The organism is Sinobaca qinghaiensis (genome assembly GCF_003610495.1).
GTDB lineage: Bacteria > Bacillota > Bacilli > Bacillales > Marinococcaceae > Sinobaca > Sinobaca qinghaiensis.
Window position 1 is genome coordinate 242555 of sequence record NZ_RAPK01000009.1, and the last position, 16948, is coordinate 259502.

Annotated in this window: 18 protein-coding genes; all 18 read right to left on the minus strand. The window is 45.3% G+C overall.

Translation table 11 applies throughout. The features are described from left to right. Window positions 1-64: 64 nt before the first annotated feature. Window positions 65-1885 (minus strand): DNA primase, encoded by a 1821-nt coding sequence (dnaG, locus tag ATL39_RS11005; RefSeq protein WP_120193408.1) that lies wholly within the window; start codon window positions 1883-1885, stop codon window positions 65-67. A 27-nt stretch (window positions 1886-1912) separates the two neighbouring features. Then, complete coding sequence (locus ATL39_RS11010; protein WP_120193409.1) at window positions 1913-2419, minus strand: YaiI/YqxD family protein; 507 nt, start codon at window positions 2417-2419, stop codon at window positions 1913-1915. Between the two features lie 15 nt (window positions 2420-2434). After that, window positions 2435-3247, minus strand: a complete 813-nt coding sequence (locus ATL39_RS11015; protein WP_120193410.1) for a pyruvate, water dikinase regulatory protein — start codon at window positions 3245-3247, stop codon at window positions 2435-2437. Between the two features lie 32 nt (window positions 3248-3279). After that, window positions 3280-3927, minus strand: coding sequence for a transcriptional regulator CcpN (ccpN, locus tag ATL39_RS11020; RefSeq protein ID WP_120193411.1), 648 nt, complete (start codon window positions 3925-3927; stop codon window positions 3280-3282). Window positions 3928-3999: 72 nt separating this feature from the next. Then, a complete protein-coding gene (gene glyS / locus ATL39_RS11025) occupies window positions 4000-6096 on the minus strand; it encodes a glycine--tRNA ligase subunit beta (RefSeq protein ID WP_120193412.1) in 2097 nt (698 codons plus the stop codon). Next, a complete protein-coding gene (gene glyQ, locus ATL39_RS11030; RefSeq protein WP_120193413.1) occupies window positions 6089-6979 on the minus strand; it encodes a glycine--tRNA ligase subunit alpha in 891 nt (296 codons plus the stop codon). Before glyQ ends, glyS begins: the two co-directional genes overlap by 8 nt. 284 nt (window positions 6980-7263) lie before the next feature. Beyond that, window positions 7264-8022 (minus strand): DNA repair protein RecO, encoded by a 759-nt coding sequence (gene recO / locus ATL39_RS11035; RefSeq protein WP_120193414.1) that lies wholly within the window; start codon window positions 8020-8022, stop codon window positions 7264-7266. A gap of 26 nt (window positions 8023-8048) precedes the next feature. Further along, window positions 8049-8954 carry a GTPase Era gene (gene era, locus ATL39_RS11040; protein WP_120193415.1) on the minus strand — a complete coding sequence of 302 codons (906 nt, stop codon included), beginning with the start codon at window positions 8952-8954 and terminating at the stop codon, window positions 8049-8051. Then, window positions 8951-9340: a cytidine deaminase gene (locus ATL39_RS11045; RefSeq protein ID WP_120193416.1), complete on the minus strand. Its 390-nt coding sequence runs from the start codon at window positions 9338-9340 to the stop codon at window positions 8951-8953. The genes era and ATL39_RS11045 overlap by 4 nt, the downstream gene beginning before the upstream one ends. 13 nt (window positions 9341-9353) lie before the next feature. Then, window positions 9354-9740, minus strand: coding sequence for a diacylglycerol kinase family protein (locus ATL39_RS11050; protein ID WP_120193417.1), 387 nt, complete (start codon window positions 9738-9740; stop codon window positions 9354-9356). After that, window positions 9721-10185: an rRNA maturation RNase YbeY gene (gene ybeY, locus ATL39_RS11055; protein WP_120193418.1), complete on the minus strand. Its 465-nt coding sequence runs from the start codon at window positions 10183-10185 to the stop codon at window positions 9721-9723. Before ybeY ends, ATL39_RS11050 begins: the two co-directional genes overlap by 20 nt. Before the next feature lie 18 nt (window positions 10186-10203). Beyond that, window positions 10204-11202 (minus strand): PhoH family protein, encoded by a 999-nt coding sequence (locus ATL39_RS11060; protein ID WP_425452997.1) that lies wholly within the window; start codon window positions 11200-11202, stop codon window positions 10204-10206. A 181-nt stretch (window positions 11203-11383) separates the two neighbouring features. Continuing rightward, a complete protein-coding gene (locus ATL39_RS11065) occupies window positions 11384-11950 on the minus strand; it encodes a hypothetical protein (RefSeq protein ID WP_120193420.1) in 567 nt (188 codons plus the stop codon). Window positions 11951-11974: 24 nt separating this feature from the next. Continuing rightward, a complete protein-coding gene (gene floA / locus ATL39_RS11070; RefSeq protein ID WP_120193421.1) occupies window positions 11975-12982 on the minus strand; it encodes a flotillin-like protein FloA in 1008 nt (335 codons plus the stop codon). 28 nt (window positions 12983-13010) lie between these two features. Next, window positions 13011-14324: an NfeD family protein gene (locus tag ATL39_RS11075; RefSeq protein ID WP_120193422.1), complete on the minus strand. Its 1314-nt coding sequence runs from the start codon at window positions 14322-14324 to the stop codon at window positions 13011-13013. A gap of 302 nt (window positions 14325-14626) precedes the next feature. Then, the gene (gene rpsU / locus ATL39_RS11080; protein ID WP_120193423.1) at window positions 14627-14800 is read right to left on the minus strand and encodes a 30S ribosomal protein S21; all 174 of its coding nucleotides are present in this window, start codon (window positions 14798-14800) and stop codon (window positions 14627-14629) included. A gap of 120 nt (window positions 14801-14920) precedes the next feature. Then, window positions 14921-15592, minus strand: coding sequence for a deoxyribose-phosphate aldolase (gene deoC, locus ATL39_RS11085; RefSeq protein ID WP_120193424.1), 672 nt, complete (start codon window positions 15590-15592; stop codon window positions 14921-14923). 12 nt (window positions 15593-15604) lie between these two features. Next, window positions 15605-16948, minus strand: a complete 1344-nt coding sequence (gene mtaB / locus ATL39_RS11090) for a tRNA (N(6)-L-threonylcarbamoyladenosine(37)-C(2))-methylthiotransferase MtaB (protein ID WP_120193425.1) — start codon at window positions 16946-16948, stop codon at window positions 15605-15607.

Below are 16948 nucleotides of genomic sequence, written 5' to 3' on the forward strand. Positions count from 1 at the left end.
CCTGCAAAAAAATAGGGCTATTTTCCTTTATGGAGAAAGAGGAATAGCCTGTAAGAACCGCTGTTTATAATCCTGATGATTTACGAAGCTCCAACAGCTCCATAGCAAGCTTCAGGGCTGTTTCATAATCTTTTCGATGTTCAGCTTCTTTAATTTTTCGTTCTTTCTCTTTAACTAATACCCTTTCCGGGTATCTTTTAATCTGGTACACATAGTCAGACATTTCATTTTCCGATAAATCAGCCTGAATGTCAAGAAGAGATATTTCCGACACAATATTTCTGAGCTCCCCGTCCTCTAAATACGATAAAAACTCACCAGGATCCGGTTCGTTCCCATCTGCATAAAAAGCATAAAGATGGGCAGCAACAGCCATATGGGCATCAAAGTTAAATTCCCCGCCCAGTACTTCCTGTACCCGAAATGCTGTGTTTTTATTCTGCAGCATGTGGGCAAGCAGCTGCTTCTCCGCGTTCATATAAGCCGGAAGCAGCTGATTTTTTCTATACGAGGACGTTTCCTGCACAGGCGGAGGCGGCGGTTCCTCCATATAAGAAGAAGGCGGCCGGACTGGCTCCTGACGTGTCCGGGCTAGTCGTTCTTTCTCTTCGTTAAGTGCATCAAGTGATAAAGAAAATTCTTCTGCAAGCTGTCTTAAATAAATATCCTGTTCTACAGCACCCGGCAGTTTTACAATTTCCTTTATTACGGTTTCGACGTAAGCGAGTTTATCTCCTTCATTATTAAGATTTTTATTTTTACGCAGGTATTTCATCTTAAAGGAAGTAATCGATACAGAAGAATTTAGTATATCTTTTTTGAATTTTTCACTGCCGTGTTTTCTAATATAATCATCCGGGTCTACTTTATCAGGAAGCAGGGCTACCTGAACATTCACCTTTTCCTTTTCGAACAGGGCACCCGCCTTCCATGCTGCCTTCTGTCCCGCTTCGTCGCCGTCGTAGCATAAAAGAACCTGATCTGTATTTCTCCGGATCCACTGTACCTGTCTTTCGGATAAAGCAGTACCCAGCGCAGCAATGCCATTCGTCACTCCGGCGCCTGAGGCTGCAATAACATCGGCATACCCTTCAAACAGAACCGCCTGATTTTTTTTACGTATCGGTCCGCGGGCTAAGTGAATGCCGTATAGGGATTCGTGCTTTAAAAAAATCGAGGTTTCCGGTGAATTTAAATATTTAGGTTCCTGCTCGCCAAGAGACCTTCCGCCGAACGCTTTTACCTTTCCTTTGGCATTATGAATAGGAAACATAATGCGGTGGCGGAACCGGTCATAAATATCCCAGCTGGATTCCCGCCTGAAAAGAAGTCCTCCGTCGACCATCTCTTCGATATCAAACTCACGCTTCTCCAGAAGTTCTTTGAGCATTCTCGGCTGATTCGGAGCGTAACCGAGGCGGAAGGTTTCCATCTGCTCCACCGTTACTCCTCTATTCAGCAGGTAATCATAAGCTTCTTTTCCCTGTTCGGTATTCATTAACAGGTGGTGATAGTATCTTGCAGCAAGCTCGTAGGCTTCCCAAAGCGGACTGGCGTCCTCTTCCTTTTGATAAGCCGTTCCCGGCTGCTCCGGAAGTGCTATGTTAGCTTTACCGGCAAGCTTTTCCACAGCTTCTACAAACGGCAGATTATCTTTTTCCATTACAAAAGTGATCGCATTCCCGCCGGCTCCGCAGCCAAAGCAGTGATACAGCTGTTTATCCGACGACACGGTGAATGATGGTGTTTTTTCATTATGAAAAGGACACAGCCCTGAATAGTGCTTGCCCTGTTTTTTCAACGATACATAATCGCTGACTACATCAACAATATCCAGAGAATCCCGGATTTCATTAATTACTTGTTCAGGAATACGTTGTGCCATTTTCTATCCTCTTCCTTTATACGCAGCCTATTCGGTCGCACCGCTCTGTCCTGCCTCCAGAAAAGAGGCAAACGACTCTTTGAAATGTTTTTTATCAGCAGCTTTTAACGGCGGCGGGCCTTTTTTCTTTAATTTCCCCTGCTTGATCAGAAGACCTTCATATCGGCCGGCAAGAAGTATGTCTATTTCGTCTTTCCGAAACACTCTTCCTTTTGGAGAAAGTACAGCGGCCCCTTTTTGCAGAAGCAGGGCAGCAAGACCGTGGTCCTGAGTTATTGCAACATCTTCTTTTCCGATGTGATTCATAATATACATATCCACCGCTTCCGGTCCGATGTCGACCATCACAGCTTTTGAATAATAGGTTTTGGAGGAGACGTGATCATAGCTGTGTACAAACAACGATGGAATCTGCCGGGCTTCTGCCAGTGCATCAATCTCTTCTTTTACAGGGCAGGCATCTGCGTCCGTATAAATAATAATAGATACCACCTCCACGTGAATATGAAACAACTGCCGGCATTTAATAAGCACGGCAGCAGTTAGTCATTATTTTTGAAACATATTGGAAATCAAATTGGCTGTTTCTTCTACGGCTTTATTGGACACATCAATCACCGTACAGCCGATTTTTTCCATTATTTTTTCGGAATAGACGAGCTCCTGGTTAATACGGTCCAGGCTTGCATAGCTTGCCTCTGCCCGAAGACCCAATGCTTTCAGGCGCTCGGCCCGGATGTTGTTAAGCTTTTCCGGACTGATCCGCAGGCCGATACATTTTTCAGGGGGAATCTTGTAAAGCTCTTCCGGCGGCTCTACTTCAGGTACTAAAGGTACATTTGCCACTTTCAGCCGCTTGTGGGCAAGGTACTGGGAAAGCGGGGTTTTTGAAGTACGGGACACGCCGACAAGAACAATATCTGCTTTCATAATGCCGCGCGGATCTCTTCCATCATCATATTTCACCGCAAATTCAATCGCTTCGACCTTACGGAAATAGTCTTCATCCAGACGATAGACAAGCCCTGGTTCATATTTCGGCTGGGTGTTGGTCATGTTCACCATTTTGTCGAGCATCGGTCCGATAATATCCACGGTTTCTACTCCGGCTTCTTCCGCCCGGTCCAGTAAGTATTTATTTTTATCAGGAATCACTAACGTAAAAGCAATCATAGCATGAGCTTCTCTTGCCAGTTCAATTACCTCGTCAATAGTGCCCTCATCCTCTACATAGGGAATGCGGCGGATTTCCATTCCTTTTTCCCCGAACTGGCTGGCAGCAGCCTTAACTACAAGCTCCGCCGTTTCTCCAACGGAATCAGACACTACATATACAATTGGTCTTGGTTTAGTTTTTACCATCGTTCCTCCCTTTCCAGATGCCTGACGCGTTTTTACATGTCATCATGTGCCAGGTCAACAAGCAGCTTTGTAATGTTCGTTTTTGTTACTCTTCCCGTTACTTCCATTTTTCCGTTCTGCTGATCTTTAATAACAGGAAGTGCATCAATCTGCTTTTCAATCAGTTTACTGGCCACTTCTATAATTAAGTCGTCTTTACGGCAGACCGTTATATTAGGCATTCTAGTCATAATAATACTTACCGGCATGGCCTCAAGCTCCTGTTTGCCTATACTGGCACGCAGCAGGTCTTTTCTGGAAAGCACTCCTGTTAAAGACGATGCTCCGTCTACAACAAAGAGTGTTCCAACGTCTTCAAGAAACATTGTTACAATCGCATCATACACAGAGCTTGCATCGTTTACGACTACCGGGATTGACTGGTATTCCTTTACCGTAATCTGCTTGATCTTTTCGTTAAGAAGCTGCGTACCTGTTTTTCCTGTATAAAAATAGCCGACTCTTGGTCTTGCATCGAGGTACCCGGACATCGTAAGAATCGCCAGATCGGGCCGGAGAGTCGCTCTCGTAAGAGAAAGCTTATCTGCAATATGCTCTCCGGTAATCGGCCCTTCTGCTTTTACTATATCTACTATAAATTCCTGTCTTTTTGATAATTGAATGGTCAACACCGCCTTCATAACATACGACATGCTATGCTACTCTATCTATTATTATATCTTATTGGACCGGCGCTGACTACGCAGACTTCTCTAGTCTGACGACTCGGTAAATACGAGATACCTGAAATCAGCAAAGGTCTGGATAAGCCCGGACAGCTGGACCATCTGCGCAAGACGGTTCTGCTTTACAGCTTCATCATCGCTCATCACCATTACATGCTCAAAGTAGTCATTAATATAAGGAGAGAGCTTCTCAAGTTCCTGAAGCGCCTCTTCCATGCTGTTATCCTGGAGCAGGGATGGCAGGGAGACTGCCAGCTCTTCATGGGCTTTCATCAGCTGCTTCTCCTGATCGTTTTCCATCAGCTCTGTTCGTACAGGGGGAGCATCCAATTCGGCTTTTTTGGAAATATTGGTAACACGGCTGAGTGCTTCCACCGTCTCTTTAAACGAAGCTTTATTTTTCTGCGCCTGCAGAAAACCGGCTTTGTTGACTAAAATATAAATATAGCCAATGTCTCCCTGAAGAAGGGCATCACAGACATCATGGCTGATGGAGCGCTCCAGCAGAAGGTTGCGGATCCGCTGTTTGAAAAATTCCTGAAGTTCAATGGCCAGTTCTTCTTCCGGACGTTTCAGCACCCCTGCTTTTGCAGCTATTTCCATTGTCTGCTGAATCATCCCTTCCACCGTAATCGGCAGCTCCTGGGCAAGCATAATAGCAACTGCTCCGGCTGCATGCCTTCTAATACCATTTGGATCCTGGGAGCCTGTAGGAACTGCCCCGATGCCAAACGCTGTTACTACGGTGTCCATTTTGTCAGCCAGCCCGATAACGGCTGCTTCTTTGGAAGAAGGCGTCATGTCCCCTGCAAAACGGGGCAGGTAGTGCTCTCTTATCGAACGTGCCACGGTTTCATTTTCTCCGGCCAGCAGCGCGTATTTCTCACCGACAATACCCTGAAGTTCTGTAAATTCATCCACCATAAGCGTGACCAGATCAAACTTCGATAAAAACGCTCCACGGCGGATATTTTCCTGCGCTTCTTCCGACAGGCTGATTTTTTTGGCTGCAGCCAGGCTCAGTCCTTGAATGCGCCGGACCTTATCTCCTATAGTGCCGAGGCCTTCCTGGTACACAATGTTATCCAGTTTTGCCGCTGCCTGTTCAGGAGGAAGCTTCTGATCTTCTTCATAGAAAAATCTGCCGTCAGCCAGCCGTGCCCGAAGCACTTTTTCGTTTCCTTTTCGTACGTTTTCAATGTGCTCTTCGTTTCCATTACGCACCGTAACAAAGTTCGGAAGCAGGCGTGCGTTTTCATCTTCTACCGGGAAGTAGCGCTGATGCTCTCTCATGGAAGTAATCAGCACTTCCTGGGGAAGTTCCAGATAAGAAACATCAAATGATCCCGACAGGGCGGTTGGATATTCAACCAGGTTGTTTATTTCTTCGAGCAGGTCTTCATTGATAGGGATAAGCCAGTTTTCTTTTTCTTCGATTGCAGCAATCTGTTTTCTGATCATTTCTTTTCGTTCGGACGGCTCTGCTATTACCCATTCTTTTTCCAGTACAGCTTCATAAGCCGCCGGGCTCTCAATAACAGTATTGGCTCCCAGAAAACGATGGCCTCTTGTTTGCCGGCCCGCCTTAACTCCCGCCATTTCCATTGGAATAATCTCTGTACCATACAAAGAAACAATCCACTGGACCGGCCGCACATAACGCATAGTGTGGCTTCCCCACTTCATGCTTTTTGGAAAAGTCATTTTGGAAGCTTCTGCGCCAAGTTCCGGCAGAAGTTCAGCCGTTGCCCGGCCCTTTTCTTCTTTTTTTGCAAATACATATTCAACATCTTTGATCGATTCAATATACAAATCGTTTTCAGACAGTCCCTGTCCCTTGGCAAATCCTATTGCTGCTTTTGTCCAGGATCCATCCTCTGCCTGCGCGATGCTGCGTGCAGGGCCTTTTTTCGTTTCTACAATATCCTCCTGTGCGTCTGCTGCCCCTTCAATACGGACCGCAAGTCTTCTTGGAGTGGAAAAAGAAGCAATTGCTGTATAGTTAATTCTTTTATCTTTCAGCCACGCAGCCGCTCTGCTTTCCAGCTGAAGCATTGCATCGGTTACAAAACGGGCCGGCATTTCTTCAAGGCCGATTTCCAGTAAATAGTCTTTATTAGCCATTCGATGACTCCTCCTTCTTGTTAAGCAGCGGGAACTGCAGGCGCTCTCTTTCCTGATAATAAGACGAAGCACACTCTCTCGCCAGGCGTCTGACCCGGCCGATGTAGCCGGCTCTCTCCGTCACGCTTATCGCCCCTCCTGCATCAAGAAGATTAAATGTATGAGAGCATTTCAGCACGTAGTCATAAGCGGGAAATACGAGCGATTCTTCAAGCGCTCTGGCTGCTTCTTTTTCATACGTATCAAACTCTTTAAAAAGCATGGCTGCATCCGCTACCTCAAACGCATATTTGGAATGCTCGTACTCCGGCTGCTTAAATATATCTCCGTATAAAAATCCGTCTACCCATGTCAGGTCAAAAACGTTTTCTTTATCCTGAATATAAGAAGCCAATCTTTCAATGCCATACGTAATCTCGACGGCTACCGGACTTGCTTCCATTCCGCCAACCTGCTGAAAATAAGTAAACTGGGTAATTTCCATGCCATCGAGCCAGACTTCCCAGCCCAGTCCCCATGCGCTCAGCGTAGGTGCTTCCCAGTTGTCCTCCACAAAACGGATGTCGTGCTCTTTCGGATTAATTCCGAGCTGTTCCAGGCTTTCTAAGTACAGTTCCTGAATATTGGGCGGCGACGGCTTCATAATCACCTGAAATTGATGATGCTGGTATAAACGGTTCGGATTCTCACCGTAGCGGCCGTCAGCCGGACGTCTTGAAGGTTCCACGTATGCCACATTCCATGGCTCCGGGCCAATGCTTCTTAGAAAGGTCATCGGGTTCATCGTCCCCGCTCCTTTTTCTACATCATACGCCTGCATAAGAATACAGTTTTGATCAGACCAAAATTTCTGAAGCGTTAAAATCATATCCTGAACGTTCATCTAATCCCTCCATTGAATAACTGCTTTTTTAAACACATAAAAAACCGTCCCTATACCACATCTATGGTATAGGGACGGTTGTATGCTCCGCGGTTCCACCCTACTTGCTCTCTGCCGGACAGCAGAAAGCCGCTCTTCGTTTAGTATGCTCCAGGATGCCTTCGTCTTCATAAACTGCGCAGCTCTCACCGTCCTGCGCTCGCTGATTGTTTAGAGAAAGAGTACTATTTCCCTTCAGTGCACTATTAAATGTAGTTGAATCATACTCAAATCCATCAGGCCTGTCAAGTATCCTCCACAGGATTCCATTTTTCCATCTGCTCCATAAATCGCTTGGAACGCAGGTACAGCCCCGAGTATTCTTCGTAGTACGTATCCATGACCTGCCGGAGTTCCTTTTTGGTTTCCGGCTTCAGCGTAATGCTGCCGAGACGTTTTAAATCCAGATAGTAAAACGTGCGCAGCAGCTGGATCGCTTTCGGACTGATATCCATGCGGTATTCATCCCGATGACTGCAGCGGTGGCAGAGAAATCCCGCTCCTCTGATGGAAAAGCTGAACGTTCCTTCTTTATTGCCACAATTAACGCATTGATCCAGCTGCGGCTTAATACCTGCAGCATCTGTCATTTTCAACTCAAAAATCCGTATAAGCGTTTCAGCGTCGTCGCCTTCTTCCACATGCTCGAGAATCTGCCAGAACAGCTCAAACAAAAACGGGTTCGTTTCCCGGTCGTTGGTCAGCTTATCCAGCAGTTCAGCTGCATAGGCGATATAAGACGCTTTCCACAAATCTTCACGAATGTGGCGGTAGGATTTAATAATGTCCGCCTGATTGAGCGAACTCATGCCGGAGCTGCTGTAATAGAGAAAAATACCGTAAACAAAAGGCTGCGCTGCACCGGCCAGCCGATTTTTCGGCTTTTTGGCCCCTTTTGCCATAACAGCGACTTTACCGGCCTCTCTTGTGTACAATGTCAGCACTACATCCGCTTCTCCGTATGGAACGGTTCGAATCACTATTCCTTCAGCTTTTTTCAGCATGACATCGATCCTTTTTTTACGTAACGTTAATAATCGTTCTGGTCATATCCATGTTCTTTAAGCTGGTAGGAGCTGTTTCTCCAATCCTTTTCTACTTTGGCATAGAGCTCCAGGTACACGTTGGAACCAAGCAGTTTCTGAATATCCTGACGGGCGAGCTCGCCGATTTTCTTTAACAGGGCGCCCTGTTTCCCGATGATAATTCCTTTCTGCGAAGAACGCTCGACGGCAATAACAGCTGATATATATACAGCTCCGCCTTTTCGTTCTTTCATTTCTTCTATAATAACGGCGACCGAATGAGGTATTTCATCGCGGGTCAGCTGAAGCACTTTTTCCCGGATCAATTCGCTTACGATAAAACGTTCGGGATGATCTGTAATTTCATCTTCCGGATAATAAGCAGGACCTTCCTCCATATATTCAAGAAGCTGCTGCATCATCGTCTCTACATTATTGCCCTTTAAAGCAGATACCGGCACGATCTCGGCAAAATCATATAGGTGACGGTACTTTTCGATAACCTGCATGACCTGCTCCGGGGTCATTTCATCGATTTTGTTTACAATAAGAAACACCGGCGTTGACGTTTCTTTTAATTTATTAATAATATATTCTTCACCGGGACCGTACTTTTCAGTGGCATCAATCAAATAAAGAATAATATCTACTTCTCTAAGTGTTTCCGTCGCCATCCGCACCATATAATCTCCGAGCTTGTGCTTGGGTTTATGAATACCCGGGGTATCAATAAAAATGATCTGGGAATTTTCGTCCGTGTAAAACCCCTGGATCTTATTTCTCGTTGTCTGCGGCTTGTCGCTCATGATCGCAATTTTCTGGCCGATCACATGATTTAACAGCGTAGACTTGCCGGCATTTGGGCGTCCAATTAACGCAGCGAATCCTGATTTAAATACGTTTTCTGTCATCTCATATCCCCTGCCTGAAAAGCTCCCGGCAGAAGTTCCTGCATCGTCGTTTCCACAATATTCCCCTGCAGGTTGCTTAAAATAATAACAGCTTCCGGAGCCATGAATTCGGACAGAACCTGTCTGCAGGCACCGCACGGAGCTACAGCTTCTTTTGTATCAGCAACGATTGCAATCTCTTCAATATCCTTGCTGCCACTGCTTACCGCTTTAAAAACGGCTGTACGCTCTGCGCAGTTGGTTAATCCGTAGGAAGCATTCTCTACGTTACATCCCGTATATACGGAACCGTCTTTTGTCTTCAAGGCCGCTCCCACTTTAAAGTTCGAATAAGGCACATGAGCGAATTCTCTTGCCTGTTTAGCCTGTTCAATTAATTTTTCCATAAAAAATCTCCTCTTAAAGCCATACGCTCACTGGTTCTGCAAAAAGCAGTATACCAATGATGACAGCTGTTATTGTAAATATAAATACTCCGGCAGCGGCAGCATCCTTCGCTTTTTCAGCAAGGGGATGATACTGCTCCGTTACTAAATCAACTGTTTTTTCTAATGCTGTATTCAGCAGTTCAAGCGAAAGAACCATGCCGATGGTAAGCAGCAGCACTACCCATTTCCATAAAGGAAAGGGCACAAGCAGAGCAAGCACGATTACCGCTGCGGCAGCTGCTAAATGATACTGCATGTTTGCCTCATTTTCTGCAGTCTTTTTCATTCCCCTGGCTGCGTACCGAAAAGACAGAAGCAGCCGTTTCACTCTGCTCTGCTTATTGTCGTTTAAGCCCATATTCCTTGAGTATCTCTTCCTGGCGGGCAAACATTTCTTTTTCCTCTGACTCACTGTCGTGCAGATAGCCAAGAAGATGAAGCAGACCGTGCACTCCAAGGAAAGCAAATTCCCTCTCAAAAGAATGGCCGTACTCTTCTGCCTGCTCTACGGCACGAGGAAGGCTGATAACAATATCGCCAAGCAGATGCGGCACATCATCTCCGTCAGTGAAAGGCTCTTCATCATCAAGCGCGAATGAAATTACATCAGTCGGTTTATCTATTCCGCGGTATTCTTTATTAATCTCCTGAATAGCTTCGTTGGTCACGATAGTAACAGAAAGTTCTGCTTCTCCTTTAATGTCTTCCATGTCCGCAGCGAGCTGCAGCACTTCCTCAAGCATCGTAAGCGATGGCCCGGATACTTCTGTTGTTTCATCGTTAATATCAATCGTTACTGCCATAACCTGCCTCCATTATATCTATAGTGGTTTCTTAGCTTCCGCTGCGTTTATCTGTTTCTGCGGATCTGCTTCATCGTATGCTTCCAGAATCTGCTGAACAAGCGTATGTCTTACTACATCGGTCGGCTTCAGATAAATAAACCCTATTGATTCCACATTTTTTAAAATAGTAATAGCTACCCGCAGCCCGGACTGCTGACCTTTAGGAAGGTCAATTTGCGTCAGGTCTCCATTGACTACCATTTTGGAACCAAATCCCAGTCTTGTAATGAACATTTTAATTTGTTCTTTTGTTGTATTCTGCGCTTCATCCAGTATAACAAAGGCGTCTTCCAATGTTCTGCCCCGCATATAAGCGAGTGGGGCCACCTCAATGGTTCCGCGTTCTAGTAAGCGGTTCGTATGCTCCAATCCGAACACGTCATGAAGGGCATCATAAAGCGGCCTTAAGTATGGATCTACCTTTTCCTTCAAATCGCCCGGGAGAAATCCCAGGCTTTCCCCGGCTTCTACGGCAGGCCTTGTAAGCACAATACGCTTTACGCTGCCATCTTTTAATGCATTTACTGCCATAACGACAGCAAGATACGTTTTACCAGTACCTGCAGGACCAATGCCAAAAACCATGTCGCGTCTGCGGATGGCATGCACGTACTCCTGCTGGCCTAATGTTTTGACAACAATGGGTTTTCCTTTTGTGTTCACTGCAATTTTTTCCTGGTATAACGTATGCAGCTGATCTATTTTGTCTTCTTTGGATAGCTGTATAGCGTAGATTACGTCTCTTTCTGTAATCTCTACGTTTTTTCTTAGAAGTTCAATTAACGACGCCATTACTTCCGAAATGGTATCTGCATCACTTTTATCTCCGGAAATAATTAAGCTTTCTCCCCGTGTCACAATCGATACATTCAGCTTTTCTTCCAGCCGTTTCAAATGAATATCGTTGGGACCGAACAGCAGCTGCGCTTCGTTTGCATCTTTCACTTCTAAGGATAGTACATGCTTTTCTGCCAATATACTCATTCTCCTCGGATTTATCGGCGGCACCGACCTAGTCTAGTTGCTTTCATCTCTTTCTTACTTTACCATCCCTATCCCGCCCTTGCAAAGGGATCCACTGCTCTCTTTCAAATTTTTGTCACGGGACGAAACAAGCAGCAAATAAAAAGAAACTGAGCCGCGGGGGCTCAGTTTCCTATTTTCTTTTTGAATATACAGATGTTTGATGCGGTCTCTGGGAACGGGGCTTACCCAGGATTTCAGACCATATAATTCCATTTTTTGCGTCTTCATGCGTTGGAGAAGAAAACGACGTTTTGGAAGAAGAAATTTCGGTACTTCGTAAACTTCTTCTGTTATCCAGAGACTGGTTAAAAATGGGAGAGGTGTCGTCAATCGGGTTCTTTTCTGCCTCTGATCTCCGCTTTTTAGCCTGCTCCATTTTTTCATAATACTGGGCAGTACGGCCGGAAGCGGGATCGGTGCTTTCCCCCCGCACAAACTCTCCTTCTGCTTCAGGAACCGGTTTTGTCGGGCGTTCGCTTTCCGGGGCACGTCTGCCTTCCGGCTTTTCCTGCTGAAAGATGGACTCCCAGTCTATTTTGCCGGAACCAGTTCGCTTTGGCTGGCCGCTGACTGGTTTATTTTGTGACCCGTCGTCCTCAGCACGCTGCCTGCCCCGGTTAAACAGGGAATAAATGCCCGCTGCTGCAATGAATAGGAAAAATATATTACCAAGCAGAAATTCTATGAAAGCATCCATTGGCTGCCTCCTCTTTGTCTAATTCTAGCGGATTGGGCCAGAATCGTTATTATCATCATTCAGGTCTTTTTTCGTACCTTTGCTGATGGAATCTCTCATATCCGTATCTGCTTCTACGTTCTGGATATTCATGTAATCCATTACGCCCAGATTACCGGAACGAAGGGCTTCAGCCATAGCCATTGGTACTTCTGCTTCTGACTCAACCACTTTCGCACGCATTTCTTCAACCCGTGCACGCATTTCCTGTTCGTGTGCTACGGCCATTGCGCGACGCTCTTCGGCTTTTGCCTGAGCAATCTTCTTGTCGGCTTCTGCCTGATCTGTCTGAAGGCCTGCGCCGATGTTTTTACCAATATCAATATCTGCAATATCAATAGATAAAATTTCAAATGCAGTACCTGAATCAAGTCCCTTACTAAGAACAGTCTGGGAAATGCTGTCCGGGTTTTCCAATACGCCTTTATGGTCTTTGGAAGAACCGATAGTAGAAACAATACCTTCACCAACACGGGCAATGATTGTTTCTTCACCAGCACCACCGACAAGACGGTCTATGTTGGCACGAACAGTAATACGGGCTTTTGCCTTCACTTCGATACCATCCATTGCTACACCGGCAATAAATGGTGTTTCAATCACTTTAGGATTTACACTCATCTGTACTGCTTCCAGCACATCACGGCCGGCAAGGTCAATTGCTGCACTGCGCTCAAACGTAAGTTCAATGTTTGCACGCTGAGCGGCGATTAACGCGTTAACTACGCGGTCTACGTTACCGCCTGCAAGATAGTGTCCTTCCAGTTTGTTAAGGGAAAGTTCAAGACCTGCTTTGTCAGCTTTGATCATTGGGTTTACAATACGTGCTGGAATAACACGTCTTAATCTCATACCTACCAGTTGAAAAATGCCCACCTTTACTCCTGCTGCAAGCGCGGAAATCCAAAGCGCTACTGGTACGAATGTGAAAAGAATGGCCAATGCAATTAATACAAGAGCCAGTACAATAATTAGAGTCAAATCTACTGTCATGTGCCGCTTCCTCCTTTAAATGTTAACCTTAAATTTTTCTTACAATAATTCTTGTGCCCTCTACTTTGATTATCCTGAGAGCCGCTCCTTTTTCAATAAAGCCTCCCTCGGTTACAACATCAATCCGCTCTTCATCTACTACAGCAGAACCTGACGGGTGAAGAGGGGTTAATGCAACTGCCTCTTTTTGAAGCAGGTCGTCTCTGTCACGGTTGGAATAATATCCTTCTTCCTTTTTCATTGTATCTTTTAATACCAGCTTTTGCATAGGTCCTTTTTTTCCAAATATTACTATCATTATCACTCCGAGTCCAACTGCTAGAGCGCCGGCTACTAAAATGGATATAACAATATACGTAGTGGAAAAAGATGCTAATATCAAACCGCCTACCATGGCGGTTATTCCAAGAAATCCGAAGATACCGAATCCCGGAACAAACAATTCAATTAAAAGAAGCACCAAACCGACGAGAAACAAAATAATCGATTCCATACCGGCAAAACCTGCGATCGAGTGGCCAAAAAAGAACAATAATAGGGCACCGATGCCTAATATGCCGGGAATTCCAAAACCAGGAGTCAGCACAGCCATAATAAGACCAATACTTCCTACGCTTAATAGTATAGGAATAACAACTGGATTGGTAACGAATCTTGCAATCTGTTCTGCAAAGCTAACGCTGAGCTCTTCTACCTGGGCGTTTTCCAGCCCAAGCTGACCAAGAAGCTGCTCACGATCATCGCTTAAATAATCAGCATATCCTACTTCTTCTGCTTCGGAGGGGGTCAAAGTTAGAAGTGCTCCTTCTTCTGCCCTGTACTCCGGAAGGTCAACGGAAGGGTCTGCCATCGCTTCTGCATAAATAGGATCCCTATCCTGTGCCTGTGCAGCGTTGGTCATATTTGCAGACCAGGCAGACTGTGCTTTATCATTTGCAGCGTTTCCAGAACCGTCAATTACCTGGGCTGCGCCCATTTCCGTACCGGGTGCCATGGATATCGTGTCAGCACTTAGAGCGATAAAAGCACCGGCTGACATTGCTTCTTCTGTAACATAAGCAGTAACAGGCATTGGAGCATCGCTTACAATACTTGCTATGTTACCCGCTGCGTCAACAGCTCCACCCGGGGTATCTATTTCTAAAATCACATGAGTAGCTCCTGCCTCTTCTGCCTGCTCAAATGATCTTTCCAAAAATGATTCGAGACCCCGCTCTACCGCCTGTTCCACGGGAATTACGTACACAAGATCATCTTCATCCGCCTGAACTGTGAAAGGAAAGATAAAAAAGACAACAGCACTTATGGCCAATACAAGAGAACGTATGAGAATAGCCCCCACCTCTCTTTCTTTTCTTTACATATTATAACTCGCATTATTATGTACGCAGACAGCTCATTTACGTTTCACATTCTTCAAACAAAAAATTAATGGAGAAGCCCTGATCATACAGAAAAAGCATGCTTCCATCGAAGGAAGTCATGCTTTTGCTGCTGAAGAAACTTACGTGGAGAGAATCTTTTAGAAACAGAGCCTTAAGGCTAACGTTTCCCACATCTCTTGCCCTATATTTTTAACAGAAAAATGCCAGGGCATTTCTTCTAACACTAGTATTTCTTATTTCTGCCAGATTAGATCGTAAATTAGAATTTACGGCTTCTTGCCGCTTCACTCTTCTTCTTACGCTTAATGCTAGGCTTTTCATAATGCTTTCTCTTACGCACTTCAGCCAATGTTCCTTCTTTTGAAAGCGAACGCTTAAAACGGCGAAGAGCGACATCAATGGACTCATTCTTACGAACTCGTGTTTCAGCCATAATGATTCCCTCCCTCCGGACAACCAATATAACCAATTAAATAATTGATCATTTTATAAAATTATAATGCATATGGAATAAAAAAGCAATACACCCTAGTCATTATTTAAATCTTTTGGATTAGTAGCTTCCTTCTTCTGCCTGGTTTCCCGATACAAGCGCTATACCTGAACTGGTTCCAAGTCTTGAAGCTCCGGCATTTATCATAGCTTCAGCTGTTTTCAGATCCCTGATGCCGCCGCTTGCTTTCACCTGCGCCTTTTCTCCTACAATACTTTTCATCAAAGTTACGTCCTCTACTGTGGCCCCTCCGCCGGCAAATCCAGTGGATGTCTTCACAAAATCTGCACCAGCCTCCAGTGCCAGTTCACATGCTCTGCGTTTTTCATCTTCATTAAGAAGAGAGGTTTCAATAATGACTTTCACTAGAGCAGTTTTATCTGCTGTCTGCACTACGGATTGTATGTCACGAAGCACTACTTCATCGCGTCCGGATTTCAAAGCGCCAATATTAATAACCATATCCAGTTCTGCTGCTCCGTGCTTCATTGCCTGCTCTGCTTCCGCGGCTTTTGTTTCAGGCGTAGAGGCACCGAGCGGAAAACCAATCACGGTACAGACCTTGACCGAAGTACCTTTTAGAATGGAAAAAGCTTCTTCTACCATAGCCGGATTAACACAGACAGAGGCAAATTCATTTGCTTTCGCTTCCTGCGCCAGTTTTTGTACCTGCTCAAACGTTGCTTCCGGTTTTAACAATGTATGATCTATCATTGAGGCCATGTTATTCATAGTATCTCTCCTTTACTGGGATTGCAGCATTTCTTCCTCTTCAACGATTCGTACAACTTCACCTTCGTTGTAAGGATAGCCTGCTCTGTTTATTTTCACCTTAACTATTTTTCCGATAACCGATGGATCCGCTTCAAATTTCACTTTCATGTAATTTGTAGAATAGCCGACCAGACGGCCGCTCTCTGCATCTTCTTTTTCCTGTTCTTCCGGAATAACTTCCAGCACTTCGCCTTCGTGACGAGCTGCATACTGCTTGGCCAGCTGATTGGACAGGGCAATTAAACGGTGAACTCGTTCGTTTTTAATTTCATCGTCCACCTGCTCGTCCATTCTGGCCGCAGGAGTACCTGTACGCTTGGAATAAGGAAACACATGAAGCTCTGAAAACTCCAGCCTTGAAATAAAGTCAAATGTTTCCTGGAATTCTTCCTTTGTTTCCCCGGGAAAACCGACGATGACATCAGACGTTACCGCGAGTCCGGGAAGTGCTTCTTTCAAACGTTCAACTCGTTCCGCGTAAAAAGCGTTGGTATATTTCCGGCGCATTCTTTTTAGTACAGTATCTGATCCTGACTGCAGGGGAATATGAAGGTGATTCACTACTTTTTCCGAAGCTTTGATTACTGCAATGACTTCATCGGTGATCTGGCTTGCTTCAATTGATGAAATCCGGATACGCTTGAGCCCTTCTACGTTTTCAAGTTCAAGCAGAAGGTCAGACAGATGATAGTCTTTCATATCTTCTCCGTATCCTCCTGTATGAATACCGGTCAGAACGATTTCTTTATAGCCTGCGTCCACCAGCTGGTGCGCCTGCTTTAAGACTTCTTTTGGATCCCGGGAACGCAGCAGGCCTCTGGCCCATGGAATAATGCAGAATGTACAAAAGTTATTACAGCCTTCCTGAATTTTCAGGGAAGCGCGGGTCCGATCCGTAAACGACGGCACATCAAGCTCTTCGTAAACTCTTGTTTTCATAATATTGCCGACGCCGTTTATCGGTTCTCTTTCTTTTTTAAATTGTTCAATGTATGGAAGCATCTTTTTACGGTCCTGCGTTCCTACAACGATATCCACGCCGGGTATCGCCATAATTTCAGCCGGGGACGTCTGGGCATAACAGCCCGTTACACAAATAACTGCTTCAGGATTTTTACGAACCGCACGGCGGATAACCTGCCGGCTTTTTTTATCCCCTGTATTTGTTACTGTACAGGTATTTATGACATATACGTCCGCACGTTTGTCAAAATCTGTTTTTTCGTATCCTTCATCTTTAAACAGCTGCCAAATGGCTTCTGTTTCATAGTGGTTCACTTTACACCCGAGGGTGTGGAATGCCACATTTTTCAT